General features: G+C 34.9%; 22 protein-coding genes. 10 read left to right on the top strand and 12 right to left on the bottom strand.

Translation table 11 applies throughout. The features are described from left to right. Positions 1–19: 19 nt before the first annotated feature. The 9 genes from SCA31_RS20460 to SCA31_RS20420 all read right to left on the bottom strand — a co-directional run bounded on the left by SCA31_RS20460 (position 20) and on the right by SCA31_RS20420 (position 8586). On the bottom strand, positions 20–643 hold the full coding sequence (locus SCA31_RS20460; protein ID WP_410698848.1) for a WbqC family protein: 624 nt from the start codon (positions 641–643) through the stop codon (positions 20–22). 58 nt (positions 644–701) lie between these two features. Next, complete coding sequence (gene lepB, locus SCA31_RS20455) at positions 702–2351, bottom strand: signal peptidase I (RefSeq protein ID WP_410698847.1); 1650 nt, start codon at positions 2349–2351, stop codon at positions 702–704. Between the two features lie 136 nt (positions 2352–2487). After that, positions 2488–3189: a 4-hydroxy-tetrahydrodipicolinate reductase gene (gene dapB, locus SCA31_RS20450; protein WP_410698846.1), complete on the bottom strand. Its 702-nt coding sequence runs from the start codon at positions 3187–3189 to the stop codon at positions 2488–2490. 56 nt (positions 3190–3245) lie between these two features. Further along, the gene (locus SCA31_RS20445; RefSeq protein WP_410698845.1) at positions 3246–3887 is read right to left on the bottom strand and encodes a DUF5683 domain-containing protein; all 642 of its coding nucleotides are present in this window, start codon (positions 3885–3887) and stop codon (positions 3246–3248) included. Next, positions 3888–4778, bottom strand: a complete 891-nt coding sequence (locus tag SCA31_RS20440) for a ParB/RepB/Spo0J family partition protein (RefSeq protein WP_410698844.1) — start codon at positions 4776–4778, stop codon at positions 3888–3890. Positions 4779–4847: 69 nt separating this feature from the next. Beyond that, positions 4848–5621: a ParA family protein gene (locus SCA31_RS20435; RefSeq protein WP_002981269.1), complete on the bottom strand. Its 774-nt coding sequence runs from the start codon at positions 5619–5621 to the stop codon at positions 4848–4850. Between the two features lie 165 nt (positions 5622–5786). Next, complete coding sequence (locus SCA31_RS20430; protein ID WP_410698843.1) at positions 5787–6638, bottom strand: energy transducer TonB; 852 nt, start codon at positions 6636–6638, stop codon at positions 5787–5789. A 246-nt stretch (positions 6639–6884) separates the two neighbouring features. After that, a complete protein-coding gene (locus SCA31_RS20425; protein ID WP_410698842.1) occupies positions 6885–7175 on the bottom strand; it encodes a hypothetical protein in 291 nt (96 codons plus the stop codon). 124 nt (positions 7176–7299) lie between these two features. Then, complete coding sequence (locus tag SCA31_RS20420; protein ID WP_410698841.1) at positions 7300–8586, bottom strand: adenylosuccinate synthase; 1287 nt, start codon at positions 8584–8586, stop codon at positions 7300–7302. 246 nt (positions 8587–8832) lie between these two features. On the opposite strand from SCA31_RS20420, the gene SCA31_RS20415 reads away from it, so the two are divergent. Then, complete coding sequence (locus tag SCA31_RS20415; RefSeq protein WP_410698840.1) at positions 8833–10344, top strand: alpha/beta fold hydrolase; 1512 nt, start codon at positions 8833–8835, stop codon at positions 10342–10344. A gap of 135 nt (positions 10345–10479) precedes the next feature. Next, a complete protein-coding gene (locus SCA31_RS20410; protein WP_410698839.1) occupies positions 10480–10998 on the top strand; it encodes a hypothetical protein in 519 nt (172 codons plus the stop codon). 97 nt (positions 10999–11095) lie between these two features. On the opposite strand, the gene SCA31_RS20405 is transcribed toward SCA31_RS20410, so the two are convergent. Further along, positions 11096–12685, bottom strand: coding sequence for an ABC-F family ATP-binding cassette domain-containing protein (locus tag SCA31_RS20405; protein ID WP_410698838.1), 1590 nt, complete (start codon positions 12683–12685; stop codon positions 11096–11098). Between the two features lie 195 nt (positions 12686–12880). Between SCA31_RS20405 and SCA31_RS20400 the strand changes: the two genes are divergently transcribed. The 8 genes from SCA31_RS20400 (at position 12881) to SCA31_RS20365 (ending at position 19183) form a co-directional block, all read left to right on the top strand. Next, a complete protein-coding gene (locus SCA31_RS20400; protein ID WP_076357464.1) occupies positions 12881–13435 on the top strand; it encodes a phosphoribosyltransferase in 555 nt (184 codons plus the stop codon). 131 nt (positions 13436–13566) lie between these two features. Then, positions 13567–14145 carry an adenylate kinase gene (locus SCA31_RS20395; RefSeq protein ID WP_076357462.1) on the top strand — a complete coding sequence of 193 codons (579 nt, stop codon included), beginning with the start codon at positions 13567–13569 and terminating at the stop codon, positions 14143–14145. 79 nt (positions 14146–14224) lie between these two features. Then, positions 14225–15208 carry a GTPase ObgE gene (gene obgE, locus SCA31_RS20390; RefSeq protein WP_106918251.1) on the top strand — a complete coding sequence of 328 codons (984 nt, stop codon included), beginning with the start codon at positions 14225–14227 and terminating at the stop codon, positions 15206–15208. A gap of 155 nt (positions 15209–15363) precedes the next feature. Continuing rightward, positions 15364–15852, top strand: a complete 489-nt coding sequence (locus tag SCA31_RS20385; protein ID WP_410698837.1) for a DUF6438 domain-containing protein — start codon at positions 15364–15366, stop codon at positions 15850–15852. A gap of 109 nt (positions 15853–15961) precedes the next feature. After that, complete coding sequence (locus tag SCA31_RS20380; protein WP_410698836.1) at positions 15962–16594, top strand: outer membrane beta-barrel protein; 633 nt, start codon at positions 15962–15964, stop codon at positions 16592–16594. Continuing rightward, positions 16595–16942: a DUF6438 domain-containing protein gene (locus SCA31_RS20375; RefSeq protein ID WP_410698859.1), complete on the top strand. Its 348-nt coding sequence runs from the start codon at positions 16595–16597 to the stop codon at positions 16940–16942. Between the two features lie 115 nt (positions 16943–17057). Beyond that, entirely contained in the window at positions 17058–17684 is a 627-nt protein-coding gene (locus tag SCA31_RS20370) for a porin family protein (RefSeq protein WP_410698835.1), read from the top strand. A gap of 197 nt (positions 17685–17881) precedes the next feature. Further along, on the top strand, positions 17882–19183 hold the full coding sequence (locus SCA31_RS20365) for a DEAD/DEAH box helicase (RefSeq protein WP_410698834.1): 1302 nt from the start codon (positions 17882–17884) through the stop codon (positions 19181–19183). 3 nt (positions 19184–19186) lie between these two features. Here SCA31_RS20365 and SCA31_RS20360 read toward each other — a convergent pair whose 3' ends face one another. Further along, positions 19187–20032 (bottom strand): acyltransferase family protein, encoded by an 846-nt coding sequence (locus tag SCA31_RS20360; protein WP_410698858.1) that lies wholly within the window; start codon positions 20030–20032, stop codon positions 19187–19189. Positions 20033–20259: 227 nt separating this feature from the next. Continuing rightward, positions 20260–21024: a TatD family hydrolase gene (locus tag SCA31_RS20355; RefSeq protein WP_410698833.1), complete on the bottom strand. Its 765-nt coding sequence runs from the start codon at positions 21022–21024 to the stop codon at positions 20260–20262. Between the last annotated feature and the right edge of the window lie 2 nt (positions 21025–21026).

The raw sequence follows: 21026 nt of genomic DNA, 5'->3' as shown, positions 1-21026 counted from the left end.
CGGTTATTACGATTGCATATTAATATGACTGTTTTACTTTCTTTATATAGGTAAGCGATTCGGGTCCTTTGTTACAAACCAGATCCAGAATCGATAAATCTTCCAAAAATCCTAACTTATCTGAGAAAGTCTGATAATAGTCTTCCATTTCAAATTCTGAAGATTTTTTTGCAGAGAATTTCTCTCTAAAATTGATACTTTCAGGATTTTTGATATATTCTTCATTCAAAGAGTGTGCCTTTTCTGTTTTAAGTATCTGTTGGATTATCTCCAGTCCTTTAAGGTTAAAGTCTAAAAGAAACTTTTCTTTAAGGTCAAATATCTTTCTGAATTTATCTTCGTAGTATTCAAAATAAGGAGAACTCTGATAGGCTGTTTTGATTGACTTCCAGTGAAGTCCTCTCCAATCTTCTCTGTAAGAGATTTCTATATCTCTCATCTCTCTTTTCCCATTATGATCCATAGGAATAATCAGAGATAGTTTTCCGTTGGCTCCATAGATATTGGCTCTGTTTCTATAGGTCTGCTTTGGAAAATTCTCAAACTGTTCAAATACAACTTCGTTTTCAGCATCCAAAAACACTGAAAACCATGAAACCGGTGGCATGTAGAATACCGGCAATAAAACATTCTTCATATTCATAATGTAAAAATGAAGTACTTTTTCAAATACTTCATTCTATTTTAAGTTTAATTTTATTTTACGCTTCGTCTTCTGACTTTTTCTTACTGAATAATTTCATAAAATACTCCCAGCCGAAGAACAAGATCAGAATCATTGCTGCAATCCACCAGTATGAAGTTTTGTTGGCTTCTCCTGTATTTGTTGCCTTAAACATTCTGTCCCAACGAACCTTGAATGGTGCCTGGTAAGTTGAACTGCTGTCTGCAAATGCTCCCTGAAGACTCATCCATGTGAACATTGGCTTTCCTACAATATTTTCTTCAGGAACAAAACCAAAGAATCTTGCATCTAAGGAAGCATCTCTGTTGTCCCCAACCATCATATAATAATCCTGCTGAATAGTATATTGGTTAGCTTCTTTTCCGTTGATAAAAATCTTTCCGTTCTTTTTCTCCAAACTGTTGTGCTCATATTCAGAAATAATCCACTGGTACATTGGGAGTGTTTCCTGGTTGATCGCTACAACATCTCCTTTTTTAGGAATTCTTAGCGGACCATACCAATCCTGATTCCAAGGTTTGTTGATTGGGAATATTGACTGTGTTGTATCAATTTTTGTTTTAGCTTCATCTTTATAATATACGGCAGCTTCTCCTTTAATCGAAACATCCTCCTTCATATCAATTACCTGAGGAAGTTCTTTAATTTCTTTAGCTGTTTTATCGGTTAATCCCTGAAAAGCATAAAGATAGCCTCCATTAGGCTGTTGTACCTCCTGAACGGGTAAAAATCCGTAGGCTTTGTATAAAGTAGGGATATCCAGTTGATTTTCTGTAGTTACAATATATCTATGCTGTACTTCCTGATCTCCTAAAATGGTTTCCGGTTTTCCGTTAACGAAAAGTCTTCCGGCTCTCATTTCAAAAGTATCACCTGCTGTAGCCACACATCTTTTTACATAAGGATCTTTTCTATCGATCGCTGTATGTACGGAATCCTGGGGATAGTTGAAAACCACCACATCATTTCTTTGCGGCTTATTGAATTGTAAGATTCTTGTATAAGGCATCTTTACTCCGTCCACATAAGATTTAGGATCATCTTTTGGATTTCCTTTCTGTCCGGTATCCATGATCGTTCCCTGAAGGAAAGGTATTGCTAAAGGACGCATTGGAAGTCTGTATCCGTAGCTCCATTTATTTACAAAAAGGAAGTCTCCTACCAATAATGTCCTTTCCATAGACCCTGTAGGAATCCCGAATGGCTGGGTTACAAAAACGTGAATAATTGTTGCAAAAACAACGGCAAAGGTTATTGAACCTAAGAATGTGTCTTTTTTCTTTGCGTCTTTTTCTTCATCTGTAAGGAATAGGTCATTTGCATTTTCATCTTCCAACTCTACATCTTTAGAATAGTTGACAGTAGCCATATAAATAAACGGCAGGATCACTGTAAGGATTTGATCTTTGAAAAGAGACTTTCCAAACTTTTTCATTAAATAAAGGTGAAAAACAGACATCATGATTGGCCCTACAATCGGAAGATATGACAGGATTGCCCACCACTTTGGATGTTTTGTTTCTTTTAAAATGATAAAGTAGTTGTAGAAAGGTATAAATGCAAATAAAGGACTATAGCCCATTTTCTTGAACAACTTCCAAGTTGAAATCCCCATTAATACGGATAAAATGAGGACATACACTGTATAAGTTAAAAAATAATTCATAAATTTTTGTGCCTATTCTTATGATATAAAATGATAAATGATGAGTAATAAATGATAACAGCAGTATGCTATTTATAATTCACTATTCATCATTCATCTGTATAATTTGTCTGCAATTTACAGAATTTGTTACAAATTAAAGCCCCAAAACATCTTTCATTCCGAAGTTTCCTTTTTTATCTTTGATCCATTCTGCAGCCACTACAGCTCCTAATGCAAAACCACTTCTGTTGAATGCGGTATGCTTGATCTCGATTTCATCTACTTCACTTCTGTAAAAAACACTGTGGGTTCCCGGAACTTCATCTTCACGAATTGCAAAAATTCCAAGTTGATCACCTTGGGTTTCTTCCAGTTTCCATGCCTCAAATTTTGGGTTGTTATTGATAATACCTTCAGCTATTGAAATAGCAGTTCCACTTGGCGCATCTTTTTTGTGAATGTGGTGAATCTCTTCTAATTGACAAGAATATTCATTTACATTTTTCATTAGATCCGCAAGTCTTTCATTTAAAGCAAAGAACAAATTAACTCCTAAGCTGAAATTTGAACCATATAGGAATGCAGTGTCGTTTTCTACAGCCAGTTTCTCTATTTCATCTCTTTTCTCAAGCCAACCTGTAGTTCCACAAATAACGGGAATTTTATTTTCAAGGCAAGCCTTTATATTTTCAAATGCAACTTCCGGCAATGAAAACTCGATAACAACATCTGGATTATTAAGATTTTCAGAAGTTGGGGTTTCCTTTAGACGGGCAACTACTTCATGACCTCTTTTCTGAGCAAGCTCGTCAATGATCTTACCCATTTTCCCGTAACCAACTAATGCTATTTTCATATAATCTTTTATTTTTATTGCTACATACAGCCTCTAGGCTTTATATGTATTGTATGTTAAAATCTATAACTTAAAACAAATCCTGTTTTTGGCGCATCATAACCATATTGATCCTGAATAACTGATGGCTTAAAGGTAAGATCCGGATCATGGCGGCTTTCATAAAGATGAGCATCCACTACTGCATCTACGATATTTAAAATGTAGATTAATCCTGTAATGGCAATGGCATAGTCTCTTTGTCTTTTAGCCCTATCCTGTGCATTTCCTAAAGCTCTCTTATCCAGCCAAGGATGACTGTCTACGAACTCATTAGGAGTACCATTAAGTTTAGCGATATAATATTCGCGGTATTTCTTGTACTGGCTGTCATTCCATACTGCAATACCAACACCTGCTCCTACTGCCCCCCAAACAATGGGAATCTTCCAGTATTTTTTATTGTAAAACTGACCCAATCCCGGGAAAACCGCTGAATACAGTCCTGCTTTGGTAGGATTTAACTTTACTGTTTTTCTTGTGGGGCCGTTGGCATTTTCTAAGTCAGCAATGATCTTAGATTCTGTTTTTCCAGGTTTTATTGCAGGAACATTCTCTTTCGGAGGTGTTTGTACCTGAACAGTATCAATGGGGGCTACCACTTGTGAATAAGCTGTTACAGCAATACACAAGAAAAATGTGAAAAATATTTTCTTCATTTATTTAATATGGGATAAAATATATTCCAGCTCTTCTTCGTTTTTGAAGTCCAGAACAATTTTACCTTTTTTACCATTTCCAGAAGCCTTGATTTCCACTTTTACATCCAGGATGTCAGCGATGGTCTTCTGTGCTCTTTTATAATTATTGGAAAGTTCGGCGTTTACTTTTTTTGCTGCAGGAGATTTTGGATTTTTCAATGCAGCAGCTGCCTGTTCAGCCTGACGAACATTTAATTTTTCCTTGATAATAAGGTCAAATAATATTTGTTGATCTTCCTCACTTTCAAGACTGATGATTGCTCTTCCATGTCCAGCAGAAATTTCACCACTTCTGATGGCATTCTGAATATCCGGATTTAATCTTAAAAGCCTTATAGAATTGGTAATTGTACTTCTGTCTTTTCCAATTCTCTGGCTCAGGTTTTCCTGAGTAAGACCAATCTCCTCCAAAAGTCTATGATAAGTAAGGGCAATTTCGATGGCATCAAGATCTTCTCTCTGAATGTTTTCAACAAGAGCCATCTCAAGGAGTTCCTGATCATTTACTAAACGAATATAAGCAGGAATAGTCGTTAAACCGGCAATTTTAGTTGCTCTGTAACGTCTTTCCCCGGATATAATCTCAAACTTCTCGCCATCTTTCCTTAGGGTAATCGGCTGGATTACTCCAAGATTCTTAATAGACTGTGCAAGTTCGTTTAATGCTTTTTCATCAAAATAAGTTCTCGGCTGCGTCGGATTCGGATAGATATCTTCAAGCGCAACTTCTACTATATTTCCCACAAACTTATCTGCTCCTTCATCAGTAGCTGAATTGATAGTTGCTTTAGATTCTGCACTTAATATGGCGCCCAAACCACGTCCCATAGCTCTTTTTTTGTCCTTCATAGATATAATTGATAAATGATGTTTAATAAGTGATGACTAGCATTCACCCATTTCCCATTTATTATTAATTTAATTCTTTATTAAGTTTTCGTTCTTTAGAAGAACTTCTTCTGCTAATTGAATATACTGAACAGCTCCTTTACTTTCGGCATCATAGTTCAGGATACTTTCTCCGAAGCTTGGAGCTTCACTCAACCTTACATTTCTGCTGATTATTGTTTCAAAAACCATTTCCGGGAAATGCAGGTTTACTTCTTCTACTACCTGATTGGACAATCTTAGTCTGCTATCATACATGGTAAGAAGAAGTCCCTCTATTCCCAGGTCTTTATTGTGGATCTTCTGAACATTTTTAACGGTGTTCAAAAGTTTCCCAAGTCCTTCTAATGCAAAGTATTCGCACTGGATAGGGATAATTACAGAGTCGGCTGCAGTAAGAGCATTCACTGTAATAAGACCTAAACTTGGTGCACAGTCGATAATGATATAGTCATAATCATCTCTTACACTCGCTAAAGCCTTTTTCAGCATATATTCACGGTCTTCCTTGTCTACCAGTTCGATTTCTGCTGCTACCAAGTCAATATGTGACGGGATAATATCCAGATTCGGAGTAGCAGTTCTCTTGATACAAACTCTTGTATCAGCACTATGCTCCAGTAGATTATATGTAGAATACTGAACATCTTCAACGCCTAATCCTGATGTGGCATTAGCCTGAGGGTCAGCGTCAATAATTAATATTCTTTTTTCCAATACTCCTAATGCTGCTGCTAAATTTACAGCGGTGGTCGTTTTACCAACACCTCCTTTTTGATTAGCAATACCTATGATTTTTGCCATTATTAGAACTTTAAGTTTCAAAAATACACTTTTTTCTTTGCTCTCGATGAGTGGCGAAAATCAAAATTGAGTTAAAGTATTGTTAATAAACACTTTAACTGTTAAAAAAAATTATCCACAAAAAAAAATCTTTGTGGATAACTTTAAAAAATTGTTTTTTTGATATTAATTATCAAACTTCATAGAAATTGGAATTTTGAAGTAACTTCTTACAAATTCTCCTTTTTTGTTTTTGGCAGGAGTCCATTTTCCTTTGTTGGAAATTAATTTCACGGTTCTGATTGCCTCATGATTAAAATCGGCGTTGGTTCCATTAGCTTTTACCCCTGATATTGTTCCGTCCATTTCTACAATAAAGGTTACCATAGTTTTCATGACATCTCCTGATTCAAAACCAGAACTGTCGAAGTTGCTCATCACTTTATTTCTGAAAGCATCTATTCCTCCATTAAAATTGGCTTCTACACCTAATTCTCCAGCATCTACGATTTTATTTTTATCCACCGGATCAGAAATTACTGGTGGAGGTGTACTGATTACAGGACCTGTTCCAATAGATGTAGTCGTAGGCACATACCTGTCATTAGGCACCGGATTTCCTTGTAAATTTGTATTCAAACCCGCTACAGCATCATCCGGTATAGGATCTTTTTTCACATTATCCTGTGTCGTACTGGATGGTGTGGGAACTGTACTATCAAATGTTTTCGTATTTGGAGGTGCAACAGGCTTTACAATTCGGGCAGGAGGGTTTACTTCTGGTCTATCTACATCTTGAACAACAAAGGGTCCTGGATCATAAACAGTAATTGTGTCGGTAATACTTGGTCCTTTTAATGCTGAAATTACAAATGGTGTAATTGATACGGCAGCCATTAAACTCACTCCTATAAAAAGTGCCTTGGTTAATATTCTATCTGATTCGTTTCTTAATGCATAGGCACCATATTCTTTGTTGCGGTGCTCAAAAAGAACTTCGTTGAAGCGAAATTCTTGATTTTGGTTCAGGTGTTTCATCACTATTACTATTTAAACTGTTAAAAAAAGTGATTATTAGTTTTATTAGTTCTTATCGATAAGCAATGAGTCAATATCAAAATATCTGCCATAATTTTATCAAAACAATATAATTTTACAAAAATTTATGACAAAGTTGAAAATTTAACATTTTAAACTTGAACACTTCCTTGAAATTCGCATTATTTTTTAGAGGAATGAGAATACTACAATAAGCTTATAGCTGCTGAGTTTGAGAACATTGAATTATGTAAAAGCCACCAGCAAGAGAGCCAGCGGAATTAATAATCCTAGTGAATTAATAATGATCAGAATAATTGAACTCTTCTTTACCTCTTTATAACTTTTTACTGCAAAAAAAATAGCAGCTAAAGTAAACACCAAACCGCAGACAATAAATAGTTTGAATCTAAAATTACTGATTTGAGCAAGGGGCATTTCATTATATACAAACAGCAAAACTCCGTAAGCCACTGTAAAAAGCAAGCTGAATAGGATATTGTTCAGCATATTATGAGATTTATTATGATCTTTCATTTGATAGAATTAGTTGATTAAATATAGGATAATATCAACAACTATGAGAGATAATCAGGGTGGATTTATAAAAAAAAGAGACCGCCCAAACTGACAGTCTCTTTTTATTTTATGTTCAAGAATATTAGAATAATTCTTTTCTGATAATGTTCTGGCTTCTTTCTGGTCCTACAGAAACTAAATATACATTGATTCCTAAATACTTCTCGATAAATTCGATGTATTTCTGAGCATTGTCAGGAAGTTCATCATAGCTTCTTGCTTTTGTGATATCTTCTTCCCAACCCGGTAAATCCTGATAGATTGGTTCGTAGTTGTATAATTTCTCTGTGGATGAAGTGAAATAGTCGATAATTTTTCCGTCTTCAGTTTTATAATGAGTAACGATTTTAAGGTTTTCAATTCCTGTAAGAACGTCTAATTTTGTTATTACAAGGTTGTTAATACCATTAATCATACAAGCATGTTTTAAAGAAACAAGGTCTAACCAACCTGTTCTTCTTGGTCTACCTGTAGTAGCTCCAAATTCACCACCAATTTGTCTGATTTTTTCTCCTAATTCGTTATCCAGTTCAGATGGGAAAGGTCCGTTTCCTACTCTTGTACAGTATGCTTTTGCAACACCGATCAAGTTTTGAAGTGAAGTTGGCGGAACTCCTGCTCCTGTACAAACACCTCCTGTAGATGGAGAAGATGAAGTAACGTATGGATAGGTCCCGAAGTCGATATCAAGCATCAAAGCCTGAGCTCCTTCGAACAATACGTTCTTTCCTTCCTGGATTGCCTCATTCAATTCCAGTTCCGTATCAACGATTCTGTCCTGAAGTTGTTTTCCGATTTCTAAGAATTCATTGTAGATTTCTTCAACATCTAAAACCGGCTTTCCGTAATATTTTTCAAATAGAGAGTTTTTAACCTTTAGGTTTTTCTCAATTTTATCTCTTAAAATTTCAGGGTTCAAAAGGTCAACCATTCTGATTCCAATTCTTGCAATTTTATCTTCGTAGCAAGGTCCGATTCCTTTTTTGGTTGTTCCAATTTGAGTCCCTCCGTGTTCCTCTTCACGATAAGTATCCAAAAGGATGTGGTAAGGCATGATAACATGCGCTCTTCTGCTGATAAAAATATGATCTGTTCTCAAGCCTTTGCTCTCGATCTGACCAACTTCTTTAATGAAAGATTTAGGGTTTACCACTACTCCGTTCGCAATGATACATTTCCCTTTGCATTGAAGAACTCCTGAAGGAAGAAGGTGTAAAACGAATTTCTCTTCACCCACATAAACCGTGTGACCAGCGTTGTCTCCACCTTGGAAACGTACTACATAGTCCGATTTTGCTGATAAAACATCCGTGATTTTTCCTTTGCCTTCATCTCCGTACTGAAGACCTACAACTACATAAGTTGACATAATGTACTTTTGTTTTTAGATTCATGCAAAATTACTTTTAAAAAAAATGACGGCCAAATTATAGGGGATATTTATTTTGGGTTGGGGTGAAAATCATGAGGTTGAGAGTCTAGAATAATTATGTATATTTGAGTATTACTTCAGGATGTTAAATATTGTTTTCTGCTTTTAACAGGAAGAATTTTGGTTATTTTTCATCAAGAAAAAAATACATTTCAACAGGTTTTTTCAAACGAATAAAGGATAATGAATTTCGAAATAACAGATCACATTCAACTAAACATTAGAAATCTCAAGGATAGCTTAAATAATGATTATAATTTTTTTCCTGTTGCCACTGAAAAAGAAGTAGAAAGTTTTGAAAAAAGGTTCTCAATAATAATTCCTGAAGATTTTAGATGGTTTTTACTCAATATTGCAAATGGTGTTGAGAGTTCTGATCCGATGCAATATGATCTGTTCAAAAAGGTTGATTTTTCAGATTATTATTTTGAAGAAGACATGCATAACCCATCATTACCATTTAAGCTAACAAAGCCATTTGATTACCATCATGATGAATTTGAGGATTTTAATAATGGAACGATTCATTTGGCTGGATACGGTTGTGGATGTTATTCATTTTTAGTGATCAACGGCGAGGAATATGGAAATATCTGGACTGATAATTACGCTTCAAACTCTGAAGTTTACCCTGAAAAAACGCTCCATAGAAAAAGAATAAAGTTTTATGAATGGCTCAGTCAGGAAATAGAGCAAGCGGTTAATCGGAAAAGAGACTATGAAAAAGAGAACCAGGGAAGAATAGAAAAAGAAAAAATACTTATTATGAAGTCACCCCAAAAATCCGCCTATCTACCATCCAAAATAGACAATGAATCACTGCTTTTCCACACTCTGTTTTCTACGGAAACAGCAAAAGCCACGCTGCTCATTGTTCATGGTATGCAGGAACATAGTGGTAGGTATTCTGAAATAGCAGCGTATTTTGCTCATCACGGAATTGCTGTATTGACCTACGATCACCTAGGGCATGGAAAATCTGTAAAAGAGAAAAAAGATATTGGTTTCTTCCAACTTGACAAACCGGATGAGAGATTGGTTGCAGATGCAGAAATGATGGCCAATCATCTTGCAGAGCAATATCCTAATGTCCCCCATTTTATTTTGGGACATTCCATGGGCTCTTTCATCACCCGGTGTCTTCTTCAAAAAGCAAGTACTAAGTTTTCAGGTGCTATTATTACGGGAACCGGTGGGCCTCTGCCGGGAATCGATATTTTAAGAGGGTATTTATCATTGGCTAATTCTATTGCTCCGCGTCATCGTACTTTTTTGAATTCTGTTTTCACTAATGTTAATAACAAACATTTTAAAAAGGATAAGGACTTTGGGCCAACCAGCTGGCTTAGTATTAATCCTAAAAACAGAAATGCTTTTGAACAGGATGAGCTTTGTGGAATTCCATTCACCCTCAACGCGTTTTATACTTTGTTTACGGTTTACAAAAGGGCTACGGCAAGAAATTGGGCCACTTCTATTTCCCCATCATTTCCGTTATTGTTTGTAAGCGGGCAGAATGACCCGATTGGAGATTTTAGTAAAGGCGTTACCTATACTGTAGATCATTTAAAAGCTGATGGATTTCAGGATGTGAGTACCAAGATTTATCCGAATATGCGTCATGAGATTTTAAACGAAGAAATACGAGAAGAAGTGCTGAATGGAATCTATGAATGGGTTTTGAAACATATTTAATAGTATCTCGCAGATTGTAAGGATTTAGCAGCTCTTCAATTTTCAAGAAAAGACTGCTTGGAGGTTCTTTTCTTGCTGGTTTATTTTCAAAAGGAATTCCTAAATTAGAACGCTGGAAAAATCAAAATTAAACCCATGACCATAGAAGAACTTTTTAAAGACAAGACAAAAAAAGCAAAGGAAAAAACGGAAATCCTTAGCAAATGGATCATTGACACATCTCTTCCTACCGATGAGCTGATTGCCTTTGCAGAAAAAGCTAAGGATCCTGTAAAAGGCACCTGCATAGAAGCCATTGAATATACTACCAAGCAAACCCCGAGCCTTGCAGATGAAGCCGTATTTACATTTGTCACCCATACACTTACTGAAAAAGCACCAAGAATAAAATGGGAAAGTGCGAAAGTAATAGGTAATACCGTCCATTTATTCATTGAAAATCTGGACGAAGCAATTACAAATTTACTAGCCAATACTGAACATGAAGGAACTGTAGTACGCTGGAGCGCCGCTTTTGCATTGGGCGAAATACTTAAGTTGAAAACCAAGCACAATACAACTCTTCTTCCCGCTCTTGAAAGCATCAGTGAGAAAGAAGAAAAGAACAGCATTAAGAAGATTTATCTGGACGCCATTAAAAAGATAAAGAAATAATACTTTTTAAATCCAATAAAAGCCCTGATGAACAGAAAGCGGACTAAAGTCCGCTTTTATTGAATTTTATATAATCTGTAAGAAAAAATATTGTTCGTTATTTCAACACTACTTCCCTATCAATTCCTATCTCATCAAGAAAAATTTCATCATGGGAAATCACCAGCAGAGTTCCATGATAATCTTTAATAGAATTGGTCAGAATCTCTACATTCTGCAGGTCCAGATTGTTCGTTGGTTCATCCAGAATAATCATATCCGGAGCTTTATTGCTTATAGACAGACCACAAAGAAGTAATCTCAAACGCTCTCCACCACTCAAAAATTCACATTTTTTATCCCAGGTTTCCTTACCAAATAAAAATCTGGATAATAAGGTCTTTACTTCCGATTCTTGTAACGCACAGTCATTAAAGGTCTGAACAAAATCATAAACCGTTAATTCAAGATTAATCAAGGAATATTCCTGATCAACATAGATGCTTTGGAATTCTGCCCTGCTTACTTTCCCTTCAAAAGGCTCAATATTTTCTAATAAAAGCTTTATCAAGGTAGTCTTTCCTGATCCGTTTGATCCTTTAATGGAAATTCTGTCTCCGCTGCGAACTTCAAGATTAAGGTTTTCTTCCCAAAGCTTATCCGTTTCATATTTAAAATTGATATTCTTCACAGCTAATAAAAGCTTGCCAGAATGCAGACCGGAATCATTAAAATTTACTTTCATCTGATCAGAGTTTCTTACAGTAGAACGCAGATCCCGCAAATCTCCTGAAATATCATGTATCTTCTCAGCATGTACACTTTTCAGTTTGGAGGTGTTTTTTTCGGCATTGTTTCGAAGCGTGTTCATCATAATTCTGGCAACTCCCGATTTCTCCTGCTTCTGTTTTCCCCTTGCATCGAGCTTTTGTTTACGCTCCAAGGTTTCCCGCTCCTTTTCTTTTGCCTTTTTCAAAGCACGTTCCTTGGCATTGATATCATTGTGTAAAGCATCCTCTTCAACTTCTTTTTGATCTGTATAAAAATCGAAGTTTCCGCCATAGGTAGTAACACCCTGATTGCTTAGCTCAAATGTAGTATCAACCAGATTCAATAAAGATCTGTCATGGCTTACAATAATAACTGTAGCACTTATTTTATCTATAAGGTCATACAATAATTTTCTTCCCTCAAGATCTAGATGATTGGTAGGTTCATCCAAAATAATAATATCAGGATGATTAATTTGAATTCCGGCCAGAAAAACCTTTGTCTTCTGCCCACCACTTAATCCTTCTAGTTTTTGGTTTAATTCAAAATCCTGAAGTCCCCAATATTGCAGGGCATTCTTGCATCGTTCCTCAACATCCCAATCGTCATTTAAAGTTTCAAAATATTTTTCGTCAACTTCTCCATTTGTAATTTTTTCAAGAGCATTGAGTTTTTGGTCTATTTTCAAGCACTCTGAGATCGTTAAGTGATTAAAATTTCCAAACATCTGAGGAACGTAGAATATTTCGCCCTCAAGATTTATATTTCCGCTTAAAGGCTGTATTTCATGGGCGATAATTTTCAGCAAGGTAGATTTTCCCATGCCGTTATTTCCTACTAAAGCTGATTTAGTATGAGATTGTATTGTTAAATTGATATGATTAAATAGAAGATTTCCTCCCGGAAACCCAAAGGATATATTTTGCAGTAAAATCATGATTTCTTTCTTAATAATGGTTAAACACGGGTAACTTATGGGTTACCACTTGAGTGAATCTGAAAGAAATTGTATCCTACATATCTGTATTTATGGGTTTTGAAAGAACAAATATAGGACAAATCCGGGATTAAACACAAAAAGATTTTATTCAAAAATCAAAAATCCGTAACTTTGCCTCCTACTAAAAATTTTATGGAAAGCATTAAAGTTCACGACAAAAATTTCGTTCCTTATTTAAAGGAGTCCGAAATTCAGGAAATTGTAAAAGAGACAGCGTTAAGAATTTATGAAGATTACAAGGATGAAGTTCCTGTTTTCATTGGTGTATTGAATGGAGTGGTCATGTTCTTCTCAGATCTTTTAAAGTATTATCCAGGTGAATGCGAAATTGCCTTCATTCAGATGAGTTCTTATGTTGGAACTGAATCTACAGGAATCGTTTACCAAAAAATGGAACTTACTAAGGATGTAAGAGACCGTCACATTATTCTTGTAGAAGACATCGTAGATACAGGAAATACGGTTGAAAGTCTTTTCAAATACTTTAAGGAAACTCAGCGTCCTAAATCTGTAAAACTGGCAAGTTTCTTATTGAAACCTGAGATTTATAAGAAAGATTTCAAGTTGGATTATATTGGAAAAGAAATTCCAAACAAATTTGTACTTGGTTATGGATTGGATTATGATGAATTGGGAAGAAACCTACCTAATTTATACCAATTAGAAGACGGACAAATCAACCATTAATTATTGTCATTAGCTACCGGCTATTGGCCTTTAGCTTTAAAACTTAATCGAAATAAAAGTAAAATATTAACTTAAAAAAGCTAAAGGTCAACTATTATACGATTATTATAGACCGGAAGCGAATCAAAATTATGATAAACATTGTTCTGTTCGGCCCTCCAGGAAGTGGAAAAGGAACACAAGCTCAGAATCTAATCGAAAAATTCAACTTAAAGCAGGTTTCAACAGGTGACCTTTTCAGATATAACATGAAAAATGACACTGAACTTGGAAAACTGGCTAAGTCTTACATCGATAAGGGAGAATTGGTTCCGGATCAGGTAACAACAGATATGCTGATTGATGAGATTAAAAAACCTACTGATACCAACGGTTTTATCTTCGATGGTTACCCAAGAACGACTGCTCAGACAGAAGCCTTGGAGAAAATCGTTAAGGAAGAACTGAATGACGAGATTGACATCTGTCTTTCATTGATAGTAGAAGATAAAATTTTGGTTGAAAGACTTCTTAAAAGAGGAGAAACCAGCGGTAGATCTGACGACAGCAATGTAGAGATCATCGAAAACAGAATTAAAGAATATTATGCTAAAACAGCAGAAGTAGCCGAACTTTATAAGCAGCAAGGAAAGTATGTAGAAGTAAACGGCGTAGGTGAAATTGATGAGATTTCCCAAAAACTTTTCGCTGAGGTAGAGAAAATTAAATAAGGATTTAGGATTTAGGGATTAGGATTTAGCATAGTTAAATATCTATTCCCTAACCCCTAAGGCCTAAACCCTAAAAATTATGTCAAACTTTGTAGATTACGTAAAGATTCATTGTAAAAGCGGACACGGAGGAGCAGGATCTGCTCACCTTCGCCGTGAAAAATATATACCTAAGGGAGGTCCTGATGGTGGTGACGGAGGTCGTGGAGGACACGTTATCATGAGAGGAAATGCTCAGGAATGGACTTTACTTCCGCTTCGCTATACCCGTCACATAAAAGCTGAGCGTGGTGAAAACGGAGCGAAAAACCAGCTTACCGGAGCTGATGGTTCTGATATTTACATCGATGTTCCTATTGGGAGTATTGCTAAAAATGAAGAAGGAGAAATTATCGGAGAAATCCTTGAAGACAAGCAGGAAATTATTTTAATGCAAGGTGGAAAAGGAGGAAGAGGAAATGAGTTTTTCAAGTCTTCTACCAATCAAACTCCAAGATATGCGCAACCCGGAATGGACGGCGAGGAAGGCTATGTTGTTTTCGAGCTTAAAATTTTGGCAGATGTAGGTTTAGTAGGGTTTCCAAATGCAGGAAAATCTACACTTTTAGCTTCTGTTTCTGCGGCTAAGCCTAAAATTGCAAACTATGCCTTTACTACATTAACTCCTAACCTTGGGATTGTTGATTATAGAAATTACAAATCATTTGTAATGGCTGATATCCCAGGAATCATTGAAGGAGCAGCAGAAGGAAAAGGATTAGGACACAGATTCCTGAGACACATTGAAAGAAACTCAATTCTGTTGTTTTTAATTCCGGCTGATTCTGAAAATCACTTCCAGGAATTTAAAATTCTTGAAAATGAATTAAAGGAGTATAATCCGGAGCTTTTGGATAAAGATTTCATTATTTCTGTTTCAAAATCCGATCTTTTGGATGATGAGCTGAAAAAAGAAATCTCAGCAGAATTTCCAGAAAACAAGCAACCACTATTCTTCTCAGGAGTAACAGGGGAAGGGCTTGTAGAATTGAAAGATGCTATCTGGAAACAGTTACATGGATAAAAATAGTTTTGATCACAACTCGTGATTGGATATTGTAAGAAATAAAATAAAGAGAAGCACTGTTGCTTCTCTTTATTTTTTTACCATTTTCACCCTATACTTTTTCTCCGATTCAATTGGAATAATTATTGAAAGATCATTTTGAAATTTAAACTATGAAATATTTACTAGGCCTTTGTGCATTTATATTTTTATTTTCGTGTACTTCACAGACAACGAATTCAAAATATACTAAAATTGAATATCAGGCAGGTGCCTGCTTTGGGTTTTGCCCTGTTTTTAAAATGACTATCAATCCGGACAGGACTGCTGTTTTTGAAGCAGAACATTTTAATTTCAACGACAAGCCATCAAAGGATGAATTTTCAAAACCTCGTGAAGGAACCTTTACAGGAACAATCAAGGAAAAGGATTACAATACATTGATCCGTTTACTTGACGGCTTGGATGTAAAAAATCTAAAGTATAAATATGGAAGCAGAAATATTACTGATCTTTCTACAGCTTATTTGAGAATTAATTTCAATGATGGAGCTTCTAAAAATGTAGAGGATTACGGGAAACGTGGTAATGAAAAGCTTTCAGAAGTATATCGTTTTATTGAAGACTTAAGGAAAAACCAGGAATGGACTAAGGTTCAATAGTCCCATTTAAAATAATTTAAATATTTAAATTATTTTTGTACAATAATTCTTTCATTTTGGGGGAATTATTTTTTATAAAACAGTAATCAATTAATTCAAAAAAATAAACATGAAGAAGAACATTCTTTTCGGTGTACTATTAGCTGTTTCAACTTTAATTAATTCACAAAAGATACCGGATAAACCAATCAGTTTTGGAGTGAAAGGAGGATATAATTTATCCAGTATGAAGTTTTTTGATGAAAAGCTGGATTCAAAATCTTATTTCTATGCAGGTATTGTAGCAGAACAAACATTATCACCTAAATTCGGATTACAGGCTGAAGTTCTTTATACTCAATTAGGAGGTAAAGTTGCATATTCTACAGTAGCCTTAATAGGAAGTGAAATTGTGGAAACAGGAGATACAACATTCGAATACCGTCTTAATCAGATTCAGGTTCCTATTTCTGTAAAGTATTATATTATTCCAAATCTTTCTGCATCTGCAGGGATGAATTTTGGATTTAATATTTCAACAAAAGCAGAAACAAGTAACGCTATTACAGGGACTGATAAAAGAAATTATGAGGGAATAAAGACATTAAGCCTTTTCCCATTTTTAGGGGCAGAGTATAAGATCAATGATCAGTTTTTTGTGGATGCAAGATATAATTTCAACTTCATTGAAGTAAACAAAAACAATAGTATTCCAGTGAAAGTCGGTTTTCTGCAGGCTGGTGTAGGGTATAAATTTAAATAAATTCTACATTTACAATATAAAAAATGGCTACCATCTTCGGATAGCCATTTTAATTTCAATGATAAACATTCAAAAGATGAGTTTTCAAAACCTAGCGAAGGTACTTTTACAGGAACGATCAAGGAAAAGAATTACAATAAATTGATCCGTTTGCTTGATGGTCTGGACGTGAAAAACTTAAAGGATAAATATGGAAGCAGAAACATTACTGATCTTTCTACAGCCTTTTTAAGAATTAACTTCAATGATGGAACCTTTAAAAATGTAGAAGATTACGGGAAACGTGGTAATGAAAAGCTTTCGGAAGTTTATCACTTCTTTGAGGACTTAAGGAAAAACCAAGAATGAACAAAGGTTCAATAGATCTTTATAAAATATTTAAACTATATTTGTAAAAATAATTCCTTCATATGAAGGAATTATTTTTTTATAAAAACGTAATCATTTAATTCAAAAAATAAACATGAAGAAGAACATTTTTTTCGTTGTACTATTAGCTGTTTCAACTTTAATTAATGCACAAAAGACACCGGACAAGCCTATCAGTTTTGGAGTGAAAGGAGGATATACTTTATCCAGCATGAAAGTATATGACACCCCTTTTTCATCAAAATCTTCTTTTTACGCAGGTGTTTTAGCTGAATACCCTTTATCTCCTAAATTTGGCATACAGGGTGAGATACAGTATACACAATTAGGTGGTAAAGATGTATACCCTTGGTTTGTAGTTGTGAACCAACAAATTATATACATGGGGGACAGAGAGTATGATTATAAAATAAATCAAATACAAGTTCCAGTTTCCCTAAAATACTATTTCATTCCTAATTTTTCAGTTTCTGCAGGTATAAATTTTGCATTTACAGCTTCCACAAAGATAGTGGTAACAGACAAGGCAGGTGACACTTACGAAGATGCAGCTGACAATGATGGAATAAAAAAAATGATGATATTTCCTTTCCTAGGTACGGAATATAAGATTAATAAACATATATTCGTGGATGCACGATATAATTTCAATTTCTTTGAAACCTCTTCTCCAGTTAATATTGGATTTTTCCAGGCTGGATTAGGATACCGATTCAAATAAGAACTTAATAATTATAATATAAAAACAAATGGCTGCCTATGTTAGGCAGCCATTTTCTATACTGTTAAAATCCTATTCATTATTTGGTCAACTGTTTTGAAAATGAGGGATATTTCTTAATTTTTTTTAGACTACCTTTGTAGGATGTAATTCTTTCAAGCAGAAAGAATTTTTATATAAATTTTAAAATAATTCATTTGAATTTTACAGACTTAAACTTAATAGAACCTATTGCGAAAGCAATTAAGGAACAAGGATATACAACTCCAACCCCCATTCAGGAAAGATCAATTCCTGATATCTTAGATGGCAGAGACTTTTTAGGCTGTGCACAGACAGGAACTGGAAAAACAGCAGCTTTTTCTATCCCTATTTTACAGAACTTATCTAAAAACAAAATTCCTAATAAACATATAAAAGCATTAATCCTTACTCCAACCAGAGAGTTGGCTATTCAAATTGAGGAAAACATTAATGCTTATGGTAAATACCTTCCTTTAAAGCAACTTGTTATCTTCGGAGGGGTAAAACAAGGCAATCAGGAGACTGCTTTAAGAAAAGGAATTGACATCTTGGTCGCAACACCGGGAAGACTTCTTGATTTTATTGCACAGGGAATTATCAGCTTAAAAAATATTGAGATATTTGTCCTTGATGAAGCAGACAGAATGCTTGACATGGGCTTTGTACATGATGTTAAAAGAATCATCAAGCTTTTACCTCAGAAAAGACAAACTTTATTCTTTTCAGCAACAATGCCAGGTGAAATCCAGAAGCTTGCTAACTCAATCCTAAACAATCCGATTAAGGTAGAGGTTACACCCGTTTCTTCTACGGCAGATACCATCAAACAATCTGTTTATTTTGTAGAAAAGGACAATAAACTGAATCTATTATCCCACATCCTGGAAAATGATATTTCAGAATCAGTATTGGTGTTTGCAAGAACAAAACACGGAGCCGATAAAATCGCAAGAAAGCTTCAAAAAGATAATATCTCCGCAGAAGCTATTCACGGTAACAAATCTCAAAATGCGAGGCAAAATGCCCTTAATAATTTCAAATCTGGAAAAACAAGGGTTCTTGTAGCAACGGATATTGCAGCAAGAGGAATTGACATCGATGAGCTAAAATTCGTTATCAACTTTGAGCTATCAGACGTTTCTGAAACTTATGTACACAGAATCGGAAGAACAGGAAGAGCAGGTGCTGAAGGAAACTCTATTTCGTTTGTAGACGGACTAGACCTTTTAAACCTGAAAAATACAGAGAAACTTATCGGCAAGAAGATCCCTGTTATCAAAAATCATCCGTTCCACACTGATGATTTGATAGCACAGAAAAGAGACTCTAATAACAAGCCTTTTTCTGGAGGTTCTGAGAGACCTAAGACTTCTAATAATAACTCCAGACCGAATAACAACAAGAAACCTGCTGGTGCTGGTGCTCCGACTGGATTTAAAAAGCCTAAGAATAAAAACTTTACTAGGAAAAAATAGTTCTTAGCGGGACGCTGCTCTATACTTATTTTTTAAAACAAGAAATCTCTTTTCAAAGTATTGATATGAGAGATGGGAAATGAGTATAGTAATCAGTATCACTGAAAGGAAACTAGAAATAATAATTACGGGATCACATAATTTGTATTTGGAAACGATCTTAAGGAGGATAAATCCTACAGGTTGCATTACAATAGCATGATACATGTAGATCCCGTAAGAAATTTTCCCAAGATGAATAAGTCTTTTATTCTCAAAAAAACGGATAAGTTTATGGGTGAAAAAAATAAGAAACACACCAAATAATATCATTCCAAAAATATGATATTGTAAATCTGACATATTATTGATGAAAATATCAGTTGTAAAGTAAATGAGTAACAGAATACTACTTACAACACAGATAAAGCTATTGTACTTACTGTCTTTAATTCTCAACAAAGAACACCACCCCGTAAAAGAAAAATAGAAAAACATCATTTGATATTTACTTAAAAAGCTTAAGGCTGGGGCAAAGTATAAACCAATAAATAAAAAGCTAAAAATAAATAAAAAGGCTTTGATATATTTTTGTGGGACCACAAGAATGAGAGGTGCTACCAAAAGATAAAACTGCTCTTCAACCCCTATAGACCAAAGCATTTCTAGAATTCCTCCTGGTCTTAAAGCGGCAAAAACATTAGGAAAAAATGTAAACAAGAGAATGACACCCTCTATGAGGTTATAATTGCTCTGAAAATCAAATCCCATATTAGGAAGGATAATATGATAATAAACCATTCCTATGATGGCAACAAGATAATATAATGGAAAAATCCTGAGCATTCTTCTTATATAGAAATTCTTCAGATCAATTCTTCCGGAAATTATCTTCTATTCGAATAGCTGCCTGATAATAAGAAAGCCACTTAAAGAAAAAAACATATATACAGCTTCAATTCCTTTATTAAATATAGGCAAATCATTGAATGTTGCTAGCCCTCTATTTCCAAAAAATTGTGGGATATGAAAGATCATAACCAGGAAAGCCAGGAAAAACCTTAATGAAGTAATGTTAGGAAGCAATTTCATATTTTTTAAGTATGAAAAATATTTCTTGCATTCTCAGTAGTAATTCTATCTATCTCCGAAAAATCCTTACCATAGACATCTACCAGTTTCCCGGCAACTAAGTCAAGGTATGAGCTTTCATTTCTTTTTCCTCTATATGGAACGGGAGCTAAATAAGGAGAGTCTGTTTCAAGTACAATTTTATCTAAAGGAATTTCGTTCAGAAACTGGTCTATTTTCCCATTTTTAAAGGTTACTACTCCACCTATTCCTAAAATAAAGTTCAGGTCAATAGCACGATGAGCCTGCTCCAAATTTCCGGAAAAACAGTGAAAAATCCCTCTTAATTTTGGATGTTTTTTTCTTTCCAGCACTTCGAATGTTTCATCAAAACTTTCTCTTGTGTGAATCACAATGGGAAGATCTTTTTTTATGGCCCAATCAATCTGTTGCTCAAAAGCCTTTACCTGAATATCAAGGGTAGTTTTATCCCAATATAAATCAATTCCAATCTCTCCTATCGCAGGAAAATGTCTTTGATCAAGATAATTTTTAACAATCTCCAGTTCCTTTTCCCAAGATTCCGGCTTCACATAACAAGGGTGAAGTCCCATCATTGAAAAAATCTGCTTTGGATATTCTGCTTCCAGTTGCAGCATTTTATCGTGTGATTCAGAATCAATGGCTGGGAGATAAAACTCTGTAATACCTTTGTCTAAACCTCTTTGAATAGCTTCCTTTCTATCTTCATCAAATTCTTCTGCGTATAAATGTGTATGTGTATCAATCATTT

This window comes from Chryseobacterium sp. SIMBA_028, from assembly GCF_046535285.1.
In the GTDB taxonomy this organism is placed as follows: Bacteria; Bacteroidota; Bacteroidia; order Flavobacteriales; family Weeksellaceae; genus Chryseobacterium.
The sequence above is the reverse complement of the archived record's forward strand: the minus strand, read 5'-3'. Positions and strand labels throughout refer to the sequence as shown.

Excerpts from the sequence above, each read along its gene's own strand:
- SCA31_RS20410 (WP_410698839.1), top strand. The coding sequence starts at position 10,480 with ATGACCATAGAAGAACTTTTTAAAGACAAGACAAAAAAAGCAAAGGAA.
- SCA31_RS20400 (WP_076357464.1), top strand. The coding sequence starts at position 12,881 with ATGGAAAGCATTAAAGTTCACGACAAAAATTTCGTTCCTTATTTAAAG.
- SCA31_RS20380 (WP_410698836.1), top strand. The coding sequence starts at position 15,962 with ATGAAGAAGAACATTCTTTTCGGTGTACTATTAGCTGTTTCAACTTTA.
- obgE (WP_106918251.1), top strand. The coding sequence starts at position 14,225 with ATGTCAAACTTTGTAGATTACGTAAAGATTCATTGTAAAAGCGGACAC.
- SCA31_RS20370 (WP_410698835.1), top strand. The coding sequence starts at position 17,058 with ATGAAGAAGAACATTTTTTTCGTTGTACTATTAGCTGTTTCAACTTTA.
- SCA31_RS20395 (WP_076357462.1), top strand. The coding sequence starts at position 13,567 with ATGATAAACATTGTTCTGTTCGGCCCTCCAGGAAGTGGAAAAGGAACA.
- SCA31_RS20420 (WP_410698841.1), bottom strand. The coding sequence starts at position 8,586 with ATGTCAACTTATGTAGTTGTAGGTCTTCAGTACGGAGATGAAGGCAAA.
- SCA31_RS20440 (WP_410698844.1), bottom strand. The coding sequence starts at position 4,778 with ATGAAGGACAAAAAAAGAGCTATGGGACGTGGTTTGGGCGCCATATTA.
- SCA31_RS20385 (WP_410698837.1), top strand. The coding sequence starts at position 15,364 with ATGAAATATTTACTAGGCCTTTGTGCATTTATATTTTTATTTTCGTGT.
- SCA31_RS20425 (WP_410698842.1), bottom strand. The coding sequence starts at position 7,175 with ATGAAAGATCATAATAAATCTCATAATATGCTGAACAATATCCTATTC.
- SCA31_RS20430 (WP_410698843.1), bottom strand. The coding sequence starts at position 6,638 with ATGAAACACCTGAACCAAAATCAAGAATTTCGCTTCAACGAAGTTCTT.
- SCA31_RS20445 (WP_410698845.1), bottom strand. The coding sequence starts at position 3,887 with ATGAAGAAAATATTTTTCACATTTTTCTTGTGTATTGCTGTAACAGCT.
- lepB (WP_410698847.1), bottom strand. The coding sequence starts at position 2,351 with ATGAATTATTTTTTAACTTATACAGTGTATGTCCTCATTTTATCCGTA.
- SCA31_RS20355 (WP_410698833.1), bottom strand. The coding sequence starts at position 21,024 with ATGATTGATACACATACACATTTATACGCAGAAGAATTTGATGAAGAT.
- SCA31_RS20460 (WP_410698848.1), bottom strand. The coding sequence starts at position 643 with ATGAATATGAAGAATGTTTTATTGCCGGTATTCTACATGCCACCGGTT.
- SCA31_RS20435 (WP_002981269.1), bottom strand. The coding sequence starts at position 5,621 with ATGGCAAAAATCATAGGTATTGCTAATCAAAAAGGAGGTGTTGGTAAA.
- SCA31_RS20405 (WP_410698838.1), bottom strand. The coding sequence starts at position 12,685 with ATGATTTTACTGCAAAATATATCCTTTGGGTTTCCGGGAGGAAATCTT.
- SCA31_RS20415 (WP_410698840.1), top strand. The coding sequence starts at position 8,833 with ATGAATTTCGAAATAACAGATCACATTCAACTAAACATTAGAAATCTC.
- dapB (WP_410698846.1), bottom strand. The coding sequence starts at position 3,189 with ATGAAAATAGCATTAGTTGGTTACGGGAAAATGGGTAAGATCATTGAC.